14 protein-coding genes are annotated in these 15,012 nt (G+C 67.2%); 11 read left to right on the top strand and 3 right to left on the bottom strand.

Annotated features, from left to right (window positions below; translation table 11 throughout):
* Positions 1-175 precede the first annotated feature (175 nt).
* Together DIE22_RS09090 and DIE22_RS09095 are read right to left on the bottom strand one after the other, a co-directional pair.
* Positions 176-499, bottom strand: a complete 324-nt coding sequence (locus DIE22_RS09090; RefSeq protein ID WP_121859462.1) for an AzlD domain-containing protein — start codon at positions 497-499, stop codon at positions 176-178.
* On the bottom strand, positions 496-1,251 hold the full coding sequence (locus DIE22_RS09095; protein WP_124499731.1) for an AzlC family ABC transporter permease: 756 nt from the start codon (positions 1,249-1,251) through the stop codon (positions 496-498). The genes DIE22_RS09090 and DIE22_RS09095 overlap by 4 nt, the downstream gene beginning before the upstream one ends.
* A gap of 208 nt (positions 1,252-1,459) precedes the next feature.
* Between DIE22_RS09095 and DIE22_RS09100 the strand changes: the two genes are divergently transcribed.
* The 6 genes from DIE22_RS09100 to DIE22_RS09125 all read left to right on the top strand — a co-directional run bounded on the left by DIE22_RS09100 (position 1,460) and on the right by DIE22_RS09125 (position 6,033).
* Positions 1,460-2,383 (top strand): branched-chain amino acid transaminase, encoded by a 924-nt coding sequence (locus DIE22_RS09100; protein WP_047898927.1) that lies wholly within the window; start codon positions 1,460-1,462, stop codon positions 2,381-2,383.
* Positions 2,384-2,433: 50 nt separating this feature from the next.
* Positions 2,434-2,628 (top strand): zinc-finger domain-containing protein, encoded by a 195-nt coding sequence (locus DIE22_RS09105; RefSeq protein WP_006749970.1) that lies wholly within the window; start codon positions 2,434-2,436, stop codon positions 2,626-2,628.
* A 136-nt stretch (positions 2,629-2,764) separates the two neighbouring features.
* Positions 2,765-3,802 (top strand): lipopolysaccharide heptosyltransferase II, encoded by a 1,038-nt coding sequence (waaF, locus tag DIE22_RS09110; protein WP_121859459.1) that lies wholly within the window; start codon positions 2,765-2,767, stop codon positions 3,800-3,802.
* Positions 3,803-3,917: 115 nt separating this feature from the next.
* Positions 3,918-4,364, top strand: a complete 447-nt coding sequence (locus DIE22_RS09115) for a nuclear transport factor 2 family protein (protein ID WP_124499730.1) — start codon at positions 3,918-3,920, stop codon at positions 4,362-4,364.
* Positions 4,365-4,397: 33 nt separating this feature from the next.
* Positions 4,398-5,435, top strand: coding sequence for a hydrolase (locus tag DIE22_RS09120; protein ID WP_124499729.1), 1,038 nt, complete (start codon positions 4,398-4,400; stop codon positions 5,433-5,435).
* Positions 5,428-6,033, top strand: coding sequence for a DUF2946 family protein (locus tag DIE22_RS09125; protein WP_124604913.1), 606 nt, complete (start codon positions 5,428-5,430; stop codon positions 6,031-6,033). Before DIE22_RS09120 ends, DIE22_RS09125 begins: the two co-directional genes overlap by 8 nt.
* A 30-nt stretch (positions 6,034-6,063) precedes the next feature.
* On the opposite strand, the gene DIE22_RS09130 is transcribed toward DIE22_RS09125, so the two are convergent.
* A complete protein-coding gene (locus tag DIE22_RS09130) occupies positions 6,064-7,761 on the bottom strand; it encodes a M48 family metalloprotease (RefSeq protein ID WP_124604914.1) in 1,698 nt (565 codons plus the stop codon).
* Between the two features lie 274 nt (positions 7,762-8,035).
* Between DIE22_RS09130 and moaC the strand changes: the two genes are divergently transcribed.
* The 5 genes from moaC (at position 8,036) to DIE22_RS09155 (ending at position 14,928) form a co-directional block, all read left to right on the top strand.
* On the top strand, positions 8,036-8,524 hold the full coding sequence (gene moaC, locus DIE22_RS09135) for a cyclic pyranopterin monophosphate synthase MoaC (protein ID WP_124604915.1): 489 nt from the start codon (positions 8,036-8,038) through the stop codon (positions 8,522-8,524).
* Between the two features lie 117 nt (positions 8,525-8,641).
* A complete protein-coding gene (locus tag DIE22_RS09140; protein WP_124604916.1) occupies positions 8,642-11,329 on the top strand; it encodes a type VI secretion system Vgr family protein in 2,688 nt (895 codons plus the stop codon).
* Complete coding sequence (locus tag DIE22_RS09145; protein ID WP_124604917.1) at positions 11,322-12,269, top strand: hypothetical protein; 948 nt, start codon at positions 11,322-11,324, stop codon at positions 12,267-12,269. The genes DIE22_RS09140 and DIE22_RS09145 overlap by 8 nt, the downstream gene beginning before the upstream one ends.
* A 79-nt stretch (positions 12,270-12,348) precedes the next feature.
* Positions 12,349-13,515: a glycosyl hydrolase gene (locus tag DIE22_RS09150; protein WP_124499821.1), complete on the top strand. Its 1,167-nt coding sequence runs from the start codon at positions 12,349-12,351 to the stop codon at positions 13,513-13,515.
* 207 nt (positions 13,516-13,722) lie between these two features.
* Positions 13,723-14,928 carry a hypothetical protein gene (locus tag DIE22_RS09155; protein WP_124604918.1) on the top strand — a complete coding sequence of 402 codons (1,206 nt, stop codon included), beginning with the start codon at positions 13,723-13,725 and terminating at the stop codon, positions 14,926-14,928.
* Positions 14,929-15,012: the final 84 nt, after the last annotated feature.

Raw genomic sequence — 15,012 nt, forward strand, 5'->3', positions numbered from 1 at the left:
ACGCGCACGGGTAAAAATCTCGAACGGGCATTCTAGCCGATCCATCCGGCAGACTGACCCGTGCGGCGGCGAATTCCGCCTATTTGGGATCGGGCGCGGCCACCCACACATTGCTGCGACGCAACAATGCGCGTGCACGAGCGACCGGCGCCCGATGGGCCGGCACGGCGGGTCGTCAGAAGATCAGGCGCAGCACGGTGAAGACGAGCATCCCGATGATGATCGTGCCGAGCATGCTGCGCCGCCACAAAAACCAGCCGAGGCCGGCGAGTGCCGCGTAGAACGGATGGTTGGACAGCGCGAACGACAGGCCGGCCGGCGTTTCGAGCACGTCGGGCAGCACGACCGCGACGAGCGCGGCGGCCGGCGCGTAGCGCAGCGCGCGCTGCGCGCGCTCGGGCAGCACGGTGCGTTCGCCGCCGAGCAGGAACAGCGCGCGCGTGACGGCCGTGACGATCGTCATCCCGACGATCACGATCCAGATTTCCGTCGCGCTCATTCGATTTCCTTTTCGTGCACGGTTTCGGTGCGGATGCGGCGCCAGTCCGCGCGTTCGACGAAGAAATCGGCCATGGAGCCGGCCGCCAGCGCGGCCAGCACCGCGATCGGCAGCGCGAGCCGGTACGGCAGGTCGAACGCGACCAGCGACACGATGCCCGCGACCGCGACGGCCGCGAGCGTCGAGCGGTTCGCGACCGCCGACACCATGATCGGGATCAGCGCGAGCGTGCCGGCCAGTTCCAGCCCCCAGCTCGCGGGAAAGAAGCTCGCGAGCAGGATGCCGGCGAGCGACGACACCTGCCACGACGCCCAGCTCGCGAGCGCCATCCCCCAGAAGTACGCCTCCTTGCCCGGCACGTGGCCGTACGCAAAGCCCTGTTTCTGGAACAGCAGGTAGATCACGTCGCCGTTGAAATAGCCGATCGCGAGGCGCCGCCACAGCGGCAGGTAGGAAAAATGGGGAGCAAGCCCGGCGCTGAAGATCACGAAGCGCAGGTTGACCATCGCGGCCGTGAGCAGGATCGTCCAGATCGGCAGCTTCGCGACGAGGAGCGGCAGCACCGCGAGCTGCGACGAGCCGGCATAGACGAAGATCGACATCGCGCTCGCCTGGCCGAGCGTCATCACCGACTTGCTCATCGCGATGCCGGTGACGAGCCCCCACGACAGGATCGCCATCAATGTCGGGGAATAATCGCGCGCGCCCTGGATCAGCGCGAAGCGGTCGGTGGCGGACAATCGAGCGAGCATGGGAAGGCGGGCCGCAGCGGGCGGTTCGTCCGGGCTCCGGCGTCTCCCGCCGGCACGGCCCGTCGTTATTGGAATCGGTGCCGGACGATTATAGCCCCGGCCCTCGGCCGGCCGACCGGATCGACGCCAAATGACGCTAAAATAAGCGTCTTTCCGGCTCAACGCTGCACATAACCCGCTGCACACTACTGCTTCCCAGGAGAATCCTATGTCAATGGCCGACCGCGACGGCAAGATCTGGATGGACGGCAAGCTGATCGACTGGCGCGACGCCAAGATCCACGTCCTGACCCATACGCTGCACTACGGCATGGGCGTCTTCGAAGGCGTGCGCGCGTACAAGACGGCCGACGGCAGCACCGCGATCTTCCGCCTGCGCGAGCACACCAAACGTCTGCTGAATTCCGCGAAGATCTTCCAGATGGACGTGCCGTTCGACCGGGAAACCCTCGAAGCCGCGCAGCTCGAGGTCGTGCGCGAGAACAAGCTCGAGTCGTGCTACCTGCGCCCGATCATCTGGGTCGGCTCGGAAAAGCTCGGCGTGTCCGCGAAGGGCAACACGATCCACGTCGCGATCGCCGCGTGGCCGTGGGGCGCGTACCTCGGCGAGGAGGGCCTCGCGAAGGGCATCCGCGTGAAGACGTCGTCGTTCACGCGCCACCACGTGAACGTGTCGATGGTGCGCGCGAAAGCGTCGGGCTGGTACGTGAACTCGATCCTCGCGAACCAGGAAGCAACCGCCGACGGCTACGACGAAGCGCTGCTGCTCGACGTCGACGGCTACGTGTCGGAAGGCTCCGGCGAGAACTTCTTCCTGGTGAACAACGGCAAGCTGTACACGCCCGACCTGTCGTCGTGCCTCGACGGCATCACGCGCGACACGGTCATCACGCTCGCGAAGGACGCCGGCATCGAGGTGATCGAGAAGCGCATCACGCGCGACGAGGTCTACACGGCCGACGAGGCGTTCTTCACCGGCACGGCCGCCGAAGTCACGCCGATCCGCGAACTCGACAACCGCACGATCGGCAGCGGCGCGCGCGGCCCGGTCACGGAAAAGCTCCAGTCGGCGTTTTTCGATATCGTGTCGGGCAAGAACGCGAAGTACGCGCACTGGCTGACGAAGGTCTGAGCGCGCCGCGCCACCGACCGCCCCACAAAAGAGTGATAAGAGAAAGTCTCATGAGTGAAATCAAGGAAATGCCGCTGGTCGAGCTGACGGCCAAGGATCTCCCCGCCTACTGCCCGAACCCGGCCATGGCGCGCTGGAGCGCGCACCCGCGCGTGTTCATCGACGTGTCGCACGGCGAGGCACGCTGCCCGTACTGCGGCACGCGCTACAAGCTGCGCGACGGCGAGGTGGTCAAGGGCCATTGAGCCCGGCCGGGCCCGCGGGCCCGCCGCACGCGAGGCGGCGCAGCCGGAGCCCCGGCGCGCCGCCCTTTTCCTGTTCTGACAACCCGAACGCGGTGCATGCGCGCCGTGCTTCATTACGACATCGGAAGTCGACTTGATGCGTCGAGCGCTGGTTATCGCACCGAACTGGATCGGTGACGCATTGATGGCGCAGCCGCTTTTTGCGCTGCTGAAGAAGCTCCATCCCCGCATCGCGATCGATGCCGTCGCACCCACCTGGGTCGCGCCCGTGCTCGAGCGGATGCCCGAGATCCACGATGTCTACGCGACCGACCTCGCGCACGGCAAGCTGCAGTTGCTGCGTCGCTGGCAGCTCGCGAGCGACCTGCGCGACGTCGGCTACGACGCAGCGTACGTGCTGCCGAATTCGCTGAAGTCCGCGGTGATCCCGTGGCTCGCGAACATCCCGCTGCGGATCGGCTATACCGGCGAGCACCGCTACGGCCTGCTGAACGTGCGGCACGCGAACCCCGACAAGTCGGCCGAGCGTCCGCCGATGACGACCCACTACGCGGCGCTCGCCTATGCGCCGGGCGCGAAGCTGCCCGAGTCGATGAAGACGCTGCCCGCGCCGCGCCTCGACGCCGACCTGAACGAGACGGCGCGCGTGTCCGCGCGTTTCAATCTCGATACGCGCAAGCCGCTCGTCGTGTTCTGCCCCGGCGCGGAATACGGCCCGGCCAAGCGCTGGCCGCCCGAGCACTTCGCGACGCTCGCGACGATCGTTCACCAGTCGTTCCCGTACACGCAGATCGTCGCGCTCGGCTCGCAGAAGGACGCCGCCGCCGCACAGGCGATCGCCGACCACGCGCCGAACGTGCGCAACCTGTGCGGGCAGACGTCGCTGTCCGAGGCGTGCGCGCTGATCGCGCGCGCGAACGCGGTCGTGACCAACGATTCGGGGCTGATGCACGTCGCCGCCGCGCTGCGCCGGCCGCTCGTCGCCCTGTACGGATCGACCGATCCGCGCCACACCCCTCCGCTGTCGGAGCTGGCGAAGGTACAATGGTTGCATCTCGAATGCAGTCCCTGCTTCGAACGCGAGTGCCCGCTCGGCCATCTGAACTGCCTGCGCGAACTCGGTCCCGAGCAGGTATTCGGCGATTTGCGCGGCATGCTCGTCGGGCAGCGCTGACCCTGACCGGCAGCGTCGCACGACGCGCCGGGCAATCCGATTCACCGGTGTACGGCAGCCCCATCCGGGCCGCCGTGCTGAATACGGCGCGCGACGCGCGCGAGAGATAACCCCGATGCCACGTTTTGCCCGCCTCTTCGAAGCCGCTGCCGATACGCTGAACGCCTACTACCAGGCCGTCGCCGATGCCAATCTCGACGCGCTGCTGGGGTTGTGGATCGACGAGGACTTCGCCAGCTGCGTCTGGGCCGATGGCGAGCATCTGCACGGCCTCGACCAGATCCGCAGCGGGCTGGCCAACCGGCTCGCGACGCGTCCGGTGACGATCGAGCCGCTCGACATCCGCGTATACGACAGTCTCGGCACCGTCGTCTATACGATCGCCGAAGCGCATCAGCAGGCCGACCTGACGACCGAACCCGACATGGTTTTCGCGACGTACGTGATGATTCACGAACGCGGCGAGTGGCGCATCGCGCATATTCACGCGAGCCCGATTCCCGAACAAGCGGCCGGACAATTCGCCGCGAAGATCCGTCACGGGCAGGGTCCGCTGCACTGACGAAGAACGAAGCAACGCATTAGCGGGGCGATCATGAGTACGGCTTCTCCGCCCACCTCGCCGCTGACCGGGGCCCCGGCCCCCGACGACGATTCACTGCGCTATCGCGCACCACGCTGGCTGCCGAACAGCCATGCGCAAACCATCGTGCCGGCGCTGTTCGCACGGCGCCCGGCGGTCGCCTACCGGCGCGAGCGATGGGAAACCCCCGACCACGACTTCATCGATCTCGACTGGGTCGCGCACCTCGACAGCGCCGCGCCGCCGCCCGACGCGCCGCTGTTCGTGCTGTTCCACGGTCTCGAAGGCAGTTCCGGCTCGCACTATGCGCTGGCGATGATGGCCGCCGCGCGCGCGAAGGGCTGGCACGCGGTCGTCCCGCACTTTCGCAGCTGCAGCGGCGAGCTCAACCGGCAGCCCCGCTTCTACCATCTCGCCGACAGCGCCGAAGTCGACTGGATCCTGCGCCGGCTCGCCGCGCAGCATCGCGGGCCGGTCGTCGCGGCCGGCGTGTCGCTCGGCGGCAACGTGCTGCTGCGCTGGCTCGGCGAGCACCGCAGCGACACGTCGATCGTGCACGCCGCCGCCGCGATCTCGACGCCGATCGACGTGCATGCGGGCGGCCGCGCGCTGTCGCAGGGCTTCGCGATGATCTATACGCGCAGCTTCCTGAAGACGCTGAAGCGCAAGGCGCTCGCGAAGCTCGACCAGTATCCGGGGCTGTTCGACCGCGACGCGATGCTGCAGGCCGTGACGATGCGCGACTTCGACGAGGTCGTGACCGCGCCGCTGCACGGCTTCGCGAACGCCGACGACTACTGGACCCAGGCCACGACGCGCCCGCTGCTGCCCGCAATCGACGTGCCCACGCTGATCCTCAACGCCCGCAACGATCCGTTCCTGCCCGAATCCGCGCTGCCGAGCGCCGCCGACGTGTCGCCGGCCGTCGAGCTCGACCAGCCCGCGGCCGGCGGCCATGCGGGATTCATGACCGGGCCGTTCCCCGGCCGCCTCGACTGGCTGTCGGCGCGGGTGTTCGGCTATTGCTCGAAATTCGTCGACCATGGATGACATCGTCAGGCAGGCCCTCGCCAAGTGGCCGAACGTCCCGCATTGCACCGGCTGGCTGCTGCTCGACCGGCGCGGCGAGTGGCGGCTGCGCGACGACGCCGCGCAGGCCGCCGGCGCGCTCGGCTCGCCGATCCGGCATGCGGCGCTCAATGCGTTCATCGGACGCAACTACGAATGCGATGCGCACGGCCAATGGTTCTTCCAGAACGGGCCGCAGCGCGTGTACGTCGAGCTCGCCTATACACCGTGGGTCGTGCGCCTGGCCGAACGCGACGGAGCGCTCACGCTGACCGACCAGACCGGTGCGCCGTTCGAGCCGGACGCCGCGTGGCTCGACGATGCGGGCGGCGTGCTGTTCCGTGCGGCGGGCACGCCGCCGCGCATCGCGGCCCTGCACGACCACGACCTCGGCCTGTTCGCCGATCATGCGGACTTCGACGCGACGCCGCCCATGCTGCGCTGGCGCGGCCGGCACCCGCTGCCGCTCGGCGACGTCGCCTGCGCCGACGTGCCGGCAGCGTTCGGCTTCGTCGCGAGTCCCGCGCAGCGGGCGCGGCGCGACACGCCGGATGGCGGCACCGGCAGCGTCGAAAGCTGAAGCGCGACCGCCCTGTCCGCCTGACGGCCGCTATCCGCGGCCGTTCTTCTCGTCCTCGCGCTCTTCCTTGTAGCGCGCCTCGAACTCCAGCAGCCGCGCGCCGATGATCGACTGGTCGTAGAACGACACGTCCTTCGCGTCGCGCGCCTCCTTCAGCTGGCGAATCGCCGACGGCCAGGCGCCGTCGAGCGCCAGCTTTTCCGCGAGCGCACGGCGCCGCGCGAGCACGTCGCCCCGGCCGTCGCTCGCCTTCGCGAGGTAGTCCCACCAGTCCGGCTGGTCGGGGTCCGCCTGCGCCTGCGTGCGGGCGAGCGCCTGCGCTTCGGCGAAGCGGCGCGCGGCGATCAGCGCCTGCAGGTGCGCGACGATCGCCGCGTGCGACGCCGGCCAGCGCCGCTGCGCGAGCGCCGCGAGCCGCACCGCGTCGTCGGTCCGGCCCGCGCGGCGGGCGATGTCAGCGGCAAGCACGTCGAGGCTCGGCGAACGCGTCGCCGGATCGTCCGCGTGCCGCTCGCGTGCGTCGAACGCCGTGCGGGCCGACGCGAGCGCCTTGTCGGCCGCGTCGTACTGGCCGAGCAGCGTGTTCGCGAGCGCGATCCCGTACGCGTTCGCCGCGACGTTCGGCGCCGTGCGATCGTCGATCTCGAGCTGCATCCGGCGCGCCTCCGCCGCGATGTCGTTCGGCGCGCGGTTCTGCAGAATGCGCAGCCGCGCGCGCACGAAGCCGTATTCGGGCGACTGGCGCGGCTGCCGGTACGGCGCGCGGCGCGCGCGATCCTCCATGTCGGCGATCCGCTCGCCCGTCAGCGGGTGCGTGCGCGCATAGGCCGGCACGCCCGCGTCGCCCATCGACGCGCGCTCGAGCCGCTCGAAGAAGCCCGGCATCCCGTACGGGTCGTAACCGGCGCCGGCGAGCAGCTGAAAGCCGACGCGATCGGCCTCGCGCTCGGCCGTACGCGAGAAGCGCAGCTGGTTGTCGACCGCATACGCCTGCCCGCCCATCGCGATCGCGCTGCCGAGATCGCCGCTGCGCGCGAGCACGCCCGCCAGCACGCCGAGCAGCATCGTCGCGAGCGCGGTGTAGCCGGTCTTCTCGTTCGCGCCGATCATCCGCGCGATGTGCCGCTGCAGCACGTGGCCCATCTCGTGGCCGACCACCGATGCGAGTTCGGACTCGGTTTGCGTCGTGACGACCAGTCCGCTGTTGATGCCGATGAAGCCGCCCGGCATCGAGAACGCGTTGATCTGCGGATCGCGCACCGGGAACAGGTCGAAGTCCGGTGTGTAGTAGCCGCCGATGTAGCGCGCCGCGGCAGCCGCCGCGAGCCGCGTCGCCATCGCGTTCAGGTAGTCGCGCACGAGCCAGTCGTCGAGGTAGTCCGGGTCGCGCCGCACCTCGCGCATCACGCGCTCGCCGAGACGACGCTCGGCCTGCGGCGTCAGCGAACCGCCGGAGCCGTCGCCGAGGTCGGGCAGTTCCAGCGCGCGCAGCGGTGCGCGCAGGCTCGCGACCGGCGCGGACGCGCCGTCGGCGCCGGAGAACCGGCTTTCCGCGCCGCCGTAGGTGCCAAATACGCCGGTCGCGATGCCGGACGGCACCGTGGAGATCGTCGGCGCAGCGCCGGCCGCCGGCTCGAGCGGCAGCGCGGACGTGCGCTGTGCGTAGCCGCTCGGCGGCACCGCGAGCGCCGCCGACAGCAACACGGCAAGCAACTGTTTGACACGCATGGCAGCTTGAAGGCGACGCCGTCCCGCGCGCCGGGCGCGCATTGCGGCGTTTGGTCTGAATATTCGGGTCATTGTACCGGTGCGATCTCGACTGTCCCGTGCGGCGGACACGCCGCCTGCGCTTCTGGCGTCGCGGATGCCACTGCTATGATAGGCGCCCGTTGTAACGTTGCATCGGATCGGGAAGCGAATACCGGATTCAACGCCCCGGCCGATCGTGAAACAGGATCGAGGAACGTGCTCGCGCGCGCCCTCCGTTCCGCTGGAGCATGACATGTCAGGACTTACCCATTTCGACGCCGCCGGCCACGCGCACATGGTCGACGTCGGCGGCAAGCAGGAAACGCAACGCATCGCGATCGCGCGCGGCACGATCCGGATGCTGCCGGCGACGTTCGCACTGGTCCGCGACGGCAAGGCGAAGAAAGGCGACGTGCTCGGCGTCGCGCGCATCGCCGCGATCCAGGGCGCGAAGCGCACCGCCGACCTCATTCCGCTGTGTCACCCGCTCGCGCTGACGCGCGTGGCCGTCGACTTCGAACTCGACGACGCGCTGCCGGGCGTGCACTGCGTCGCGCAGGTCGAGACGTTCGGGCGGACCGGGGTCGAGATGGAAGCGCTGACCGCCGTGCAGGTCGGGCTGCTGACCGTGTACGACATGTGCAAGGCGGTCGATCGCGGGATGGTGATCACCGACGTGAGCGTCAGGGAGAAGCGTGGCGGGAAGTCGGGGGACTGGAAGGCCGAAGGCGCCGCCGGCTGACCGGTCGGCACCCTGTCGGCCGGCAAATTCGGGATACCGCCCGTTTATCTCATACAATTACCGGATTCCGCACGAGAGAGCGTGCGACCAGCACAACAAAAAGAGTGAGCCCTGGTGATGAATTCGCAAGCATTAAGAAGCGCAATGCTGGGCGGGCCGGTTCAGCATGAGCGACTTGTCAAACTGGATACGCCGCTTGGCCCCGACGTCCTGCTGCCACATCGCGTCGTCGGGCGGTCACGGCTCGGACGTCATTTCGAGTTCACCGTCGATACCGTGTCGGTATCCGACAACCTCGAGCTCAAGAAGCTGATCGCGCAGCCGGTGACGCTGTGGATCCTGCAGGCCGACCGGTCGTACGTACCTCACCACGGCTACGTGCATGCGGCGCGCCGGCTCGGATCGGACAGCGGCGTCACGCACTACCAGCTTGTCTTTGCGTCATTCCTGCACTTCCTGAAGTTCCGCCGCGACCAGCGAATCTGGCAGGACCGGTCCGCGGACGACATCATCGCCGACGTGCTGAACCAGCATCCGCAGGCCAAGGGGCGCTTCACCTTCAAGCTCTACCAGCCGCTGCCGCTCCGCTCGTTCTGCATGCAGTACGAGGACGACTGGAATTTCGTGCATCGCCTGATGGAATCCGAAGGCCTGTACGGTTTCTGGGAACAGGAACAGGACGGCAAGTCGCACCGGCTCGTCATCGTCGACCGCCTCGACGCGTTGCCCGCGCTATCGCCGCGAACCGTGCGTTTTCATCGCGCCGGCACGGGCGACGAAGCCGATACGCTCGTCCAGTTCTCCGGCACACGCACGCTGCGAAGTGTCGCGCGCGCCACCCGCACGTTCGACTACAAGCAGCCGCCAAGCGCGTCGAATCCGAAGGCCACCCATACGCCGACGATCGCGAATCAGGGGGACCTGCCGCAGCAACTCGAAGTCTACGAATACACCGGCGCGTATACGTACCTCGAGCAGTCCCGCGGCGACCATCTGTCGAAGATCTGGATGGAGGAGCAGGAGTCGCACGCGAAGCGCTTTCACGGCGTCGGCGGCGTGCGGCGCATCGATGCCGGACGCACGTTCGAGCTGGCGGATCACCCCGCACACGACAAGGACGATGCCGGGCAGCGCGAATTCGCGGTGATCGAGACGGCGTGGATCATCGTCAACAACCTGCCCGTGGCAGGCGACCAGGCCGTTTTCCCGCACAGCCTGCAGGCCGAGATCGGCAGCATCGTGCAGGCGACCGATACTGCCCTGTCCAGCGTCAGTCATGCGGACGGCAGCGAGGGCTTCTTTCAGATTCGCGTGGAAGCACAGCGCACGACCGTACCGTTCCGCAGCCCGTTCGAGCATGCGAAACCGGCGATGCATCTGCAATCGGCGATCGTCGTCGCGCCGCAGGGGGAAGAAGTCCATACCGATGCGCTCAACCGGGTCAAGGTCCGCTTCCATTGGGACCGCCTGAACGACGGCGACGAAACGGCGTCGTGCTGGCTACGCGCCACGGCGTCGGATTCGGGCAATGGCTATGGTGCCGTTCACCCGCACCGCAGCGGCGAGGAGGTGCTGGTCGATTTCCTCGGCGGCGACTGCGATCGCTCGATCATCGTCGGCAAGGTCTACAACGGCGCGACGAGTCCGCAATGGCATGGCAACGGGATCCTGTCCGGATACCGGTCCAAGGAATATGCGGGCGCCGGCTACAACCAGCTCGTGCTCGACGACGCGACGTCGCAGAATCGCGTGCACCTGTACAGCAGCCAGACCAACGCGCATCTGCACCTCGGCTACCTGATCGATCACACGGGCAACAATCGTGGCAGCTACCTCGGTAGCGGTTTCGACCTGCGCTCCGACGCATACGGCGCCGTGCGCGCGAACCGCGGCCTGTACGTCACGACGTACCCGAAGCAGCCGGCGAGCCAGCCGCTCGACGTTCAGGAAACGCAACAGCAACTCGTCCGTGCGGAAGGCCTGATGGAGGCCATGTCGGATGTCAGCGCGCAGCATCAGGCCGAGTCGCTCGACCCCGGCCATTCGGCGCTGAAGCAGTTCACCGATGCGACGCAGAACAGCGTGAGCGGCAGCGCGTCGGGCGGCAGGACCGCCGGCGGCGGCACCGGCAGCGCCAATGCGTTCAAGGAGCCCGTGATGCTGTTCGGCAGCCCGGCCGGCATCGGGATGTCCACGCAGCAGTCCGCGCAGCTTGCCGCGGACCGGCACATCAACGTCGTCAGCGGGCAAAGCACGCATGTCGCCGCCGGTAAATCGCTGGTCGCGAGCGTGATCGACCGGATCAGCCTGTTCGCGCAGAACGCGGGGATCAAGCTGTTCGCCGCCAAGGGCAAAGTCGAAATCCAGGCGCACGCGGACAATATCGAGCTGACCGCGCAAAAGGCGCTGAAGCTGCTGGCGGCCACTCAGTCGATCGAAGGCGCGGCAGCAAAGGAAATCCTGCTGACGTCAGGCGGCGCCTACATCCGCATCGCCGGCGGCAACATCGAGGTGCACGCACCCGGCAAGATCGACATCAAGGGCGCTCAGCACGCGTTCAGCGGCCCCACGCACCTGTCACAGACGATGCCGACGCTGCCCAACTCGACCGGCAACTACGATCAGGCGTTCATCGCGCACTGGGCCGGCACCGACATTCCGGTCGCGAACACGCGGTACCAGATGTTCTCGAACGGCAAGCTGCTCTCGGAAGGCGTCACCAATGCGGCCGGTGAAACGGGGCTCACGCAGAGCCACGTGCCGCACGACGTCGTCGTCAAGTTTCTAGGGAAATCGAATGGCTGACGTGCAACAGAAGAACGACGTCCTGGGCACCGGTTCGGGAATGCTGACGCCGACGGGGTACAAGGATCGGCCGAAGGTGCAGATCAACATCTGCGACAAGTACGCGCCGCCGGCCGCCGATTCCATCGTCGGCACCTGCCCGTTCTACTACCAGCCGCTGCATGGCGAGTACTGGGAGACGGTCGAGAAAGTCAGCAAGTCGAGCGCATGGGAGACCGTCAAGAAATTCGCGACGTCATGGGATCCGTGGAAAGACAAGGAAGTCGCTCGCCGCCTGCTGCATCGGCGAGAGCAGCTGATCAAACTGGGGAGCACGGATTCGGACTGGTCGCGCCACGGCAATTTCATGATGCGCCATATCGGGTGCGGACATAAACCGCCCGATTACTACGTCAGTTACGGCTATTACTATTGCTCGGACTACGGCGCCAATCTGTATCCCACCCTCACGGCAAAAGGAAAGAAATGGCTCGAAACCGCCCGGTGGTGGCTTCAGCAATACATCGAGATCGGGTTGCAGCAGAACATGCAGGGGGACCAGATCGCATTCAAGAGTGCGAAGCCGGGAAACGGCGAGCTTTCGATGCAAGTGGAACGATACGAGCTGGAAGTGGACCAGAACGGGGAAACGTTCAAGACCTTCGCCTTCGTCACGCACCCACTCGCTTATCTGGACGGAGGGCTGGCCGGTCTGCCGGTCAACGATCTGGTGAAGATTGGCATGCGGCCCAATATGCAGGAATGGGGCGATGGGCGGACGTTCAAACAAGCGTGGGACGCGGGCATCCCCGTCGCCAAGCAGAAGGCGCACGATTGGAGCTCGGAGGCGGCCGATCAGGTCCGCGAGTGGGGCTCGGACGCGGCAAAAAAAGCACGCGAGTGGAGTTCCGACACGTCCGACGAAGTCAGCCGGGCGCTGGATCGTTTGCTAAATAAGTAACATGCAAAAACACAAGCGCTGGAAATGGATCGCCGGGGGTCTCGTTGCCCTGGCCATTGCAACATACGGGTACGTAAACATGGCGACGGGCTGGGAAACGATTTCGACAAGCTTCATGCGGAACGACACGCCGTATGGCGGCGGCAACTTCCGCATCAAGGGAAACGACGTGATGAGCGTCAAGCTCGCCAATCCCGAGGTGACGTTCAAACCCACGGCCGAATCGAAGGAACCGCAGCGGCCCGAGCCGACCGAAGCATGGATGAACGACACCGGCGAGTTGCTGAACCGCATGACGATCAGCTTCTTCCGCGGAACCATCGACGGCGGGATGAAACGCCAGTTCCAGCAGGTCGGCCAGAATGCCGCCTGGTGGTATTCGCCGGACTGGTCCGTTCAGGTCATCAGCACGTCATGGATGAACTACAAGGCCCCCGAGGCACACGGCGGCGATGCGCCGCAAACCACGAAGCTGTGGAAGTCGCTCAATGGCGGCCAAACGTGGTCGCAGCTGCAATGGCCTGAAAACCAGAACATCGGCCGACTGCTCTTCCTCGATCCGCAACGAGGTTACGCGATCGGCTGGGGGCCTCGCGTGTGGCGCACGGCGGACGGCGGAAACACGTGGCAGGCGATCGACGTGCCGGCCGATGCGCGCGTCGCCGGCAAGACGCGCAAGAATTTCAATGCAGTCAGCCTCGGCCCTGACGGTGTACTGCGCATCGCCTACTCCGTCGCTCCGACTGCCGAAACGCCGGCGCACAGCGTGATCGACCGGCTCGACTGGGAACAGCACGCATTCGTGACCGATACCGAGCTGCCGGGCCAGGTCGTCACTGCGCTCGATACCACGCCGGGACCGGCAGCACGCTATTCGCTGTACGCGCTGTCGCGTCTCGACAAGCCGCAGAGCGGCGAGGTTCGCGACAACGGCCGCCGGACGGGCGCCATTTCCACGTGGACGAACGACCATCCCGAGTCCGTGCATCAACTGCGCACGTTCGACGAAACGCTCAGGCTCGACAGCCTGAGCGTCGGCCGTGACGGTCTCCTGCTCGTTTACGCCACCGACCCGAACTCGGGAAGCCGCGGCGGTGCACCGATCGACCTGACGTTCAGCAGCACCGACGCCGGCAAGTCATGGGATCAAACGACCGACAAGGTCGCACAAGGCGGCTACTTCGACGCACAGACCAACACGCTGTACTGGCTGCACGCATTCACGCTGAAGAAGCGGACCTTCTGATCGTACGCCGGACCCTCCGGCAGCCCGCCTTTGCTGCGGCCCGCGATCGTGACCGACGATCCGGGTCGCGGCGAGATACCTTGCCGCACCGGCTGACAGGCGACCTCGGTCGAATCTTCCGTTCATCGCGCCGGGCTTCGGTTCCACTTCGGTGTCCGGCCGGGCGCGCTCAGTGATGAACGAAGAAAAGAACGACAAAAGGCTTCGATGAACAACCTGCTGAATCGCGCGACACTCGCGCTCTCCGTTGTCTGTGCAACGTCGACCACCGCCTTCGCCGCCAGCCCTTGCCCCACCGCCGACACCGCCGCACACGCAGCCGTCGACGCGCAGCACCGCGTGCAACAAGTCCGCAACCCGCAAGGCGACGGCGGCGGCACCGTCGACGTCTCGCCGCCTTTGCGCGACGCGCTTCGCGCATACAAGCAGGCGCTCGTCGGCGCGATCGACGCGCGCCTCGCATGCAGCGACGAACACGTCGACCCGGCCGCGCTGAAACGCACGCTCGCCGCGGCACTTGGCGTCCCCGCGCAATCCACCCAGCCGAAAAACGGCGAATCGGCGTTCGGCCGCAACCCGGACGTCGACGTCAAACGCGACGGCACGTCCCGCCCGTTGCTCTTCGTGCGCGCCGGTTTCGACATCGCGTGCGGCGACGACAACCTGCTCACGGCCTACACGTGGGAAAACGGCGGCTGGCGGCGCGTGCTGCGCTGGCAGGCCGACGACTACAAGGACATCGGCGGCGCCTACGGCGGCGGCTTCTGGTTCGGCGCGTTGCCCGGCGGCCAGGTGGCGGTCGTCCACGGCACGCCGTGGTGCTCGTCGCGCTGGAGCCGGTTCGGCGCGGACGTGGTCGCGCCGGCCAACGGTTCGGCCGCGCAACGCACGCTGTTCCATACTGCGCACGGTTACGTGATCGACGACGATGCGATCCGCTTCAAGGTGCGCCCCGACGGCTTCGAGCTGCGCACGACGGTCGGCTCGCTCGACAGCGACGTGATGACGCGGCCGGGCATCTTCCGCTACCGCGTCGACGGCGGCACCGTGCAACGCGTGCAGCCGGTGGCGCTCAACGGCCGCGATTTCGTCGACGAATGGCTGAAGGTGGACGACGCGCTCGTGCGCGAATGGAGCGAACCCGCGGCGGCTGCGTCAGCGCTGAAAGCCCGGCAGGCGTTCAACGCGGAAATCAAGGCGCCCGATACCGGGTTCGCGTATGGACCGGTACGTGGCTGTTCGGACAGCAAGGATCGCTTCCAGGTCGAACTGGATCTGACGGGCAAGGACGGCAACACCGTGGCGCGGCGCTACGCGCTGATCCGCCAGGAACGCAACGGCTTCACGCTGCTCGGGCTGCGCAAGGCGGCCGAGCCGGCGTGCCACGGTGCGAACCTGATGCCGCAGCACTGAACCTCGACGGTGCAAGACGGCGCCCCGGCATGGCGGCGCCGGACCGGAAACGACGTCAAGCAGCCGGCGCGACGCGGCATGACC

This window comes from Burkholderia sp. Bp9142 (assembly GCF_003853415.1).
Taxonomy (GTDB): Bacteria; Pseudomonadota; Gammaproteobacteria; order Burkholderiales; family Burkholderiaceae; genus Burkholderia.

Excerpts from the sequence above, each read along its gene's own strand:
- DIE22_RS09090 (WP_121859462.1), bottom strand. The coding sequence starts at position 499 with ATGAGCGCGACGGAAATCTGGATCGTGATCGTCGGGATGACGATCGTC.
- DIE22_RS09095 (WP_124499731.1), bottom strand. The coding sequence starts at position 1,251 with ATGCTCGCTCGATTGTCCGCCACCGACCGCTTCGCGCTGATCCAGGGC.
- DIE22_RS09100 (WP_047898927.1), top strand. The coding sequence starts at position 1,460 with ATGTCAATGGCCGACCGCGACGGCAAGATCTGGATGGACGGCAAGCTG.
- DIE22_RS09105 (WP_006749970.1), top strand. The coding sequence starts at position 2,434 with ATGAGTGAAATCAAGGAAATGCCGCTGGTCGAGCTGACGGCCAAGGAT.
- waaF (WP_121859459.1), top strand. The coding sequence starts at position 2,765 with ATGCGTCGAGCGCTGGTTATCGCACCGAACTGGATCGGTGACGCATTG.
- DIE22_RS09115 (WP_124499730.1), top strand. The coding sequence starts at position 3,918 with ATGCCACGTTTTGCCCGCCTCTTCGAAGCCGCTGCCGATACGCTGAAC.
- DIE22_RS09120 (WP_124499729.1), top strand. The coding sequence starts at position 4,398 with ATGAGTACGGCTTCTCCGCCCACCTCGCCGCTGACCGGGGCCCCGGCC.
- DIE22_RS09125 (WP_124604913.1), top strand. The coding sequence starts at position 5,428 with ATGGATGACATCGTCAGGCAGGCCCTCGCCAAGTGGCCGAACGTCCCG.
- DIE22_RS09130 (WP_124604914.1), bottom strand. The coding sequence starts at position 7,761 with ATGCGTGTCAAACAGTTGCTTGCCGTGTTGCTGTCGGCGGCGCTCGCG.
- moaC (WP_124604915.1), top strand. The coding sequence starts at position 8,036 with ATGTCAGGACTTACCCATTTCGACGCCGCCGGCCACGCGCACATGGTC.
- DIE22_RS09140 (WP_124604916.1), top strand. The coding sequence starts at position 8,642 with ATGAATTCGCAAGCATTAAGAAGCGCAATGCTGGGCGGGCCGGTTCAG.
- DIE22_RS09145 (WP_124604917.1), top strand. The coding sequence starts at position 11,322 with ATGGCTGACGTGCAACAGAAGAACGACGTCCTGGGCACCGGTTCGGGA.
- DIE22_RS09150 (WP_124499821.1), top strand. The coding sequence starts at position 12,349 with ATGGCGACGGGCTGGGAAACGATTTCGACAAGCTTCATGCGGAACGAC.
- DIE22_RS09155 (WP_124604918.1), top strand. The coding sequence starts at position 13,723 with ATGAACAACCTGCTGAATCGCGCGACACTCGCGCTCTCCGTTGTCTGT.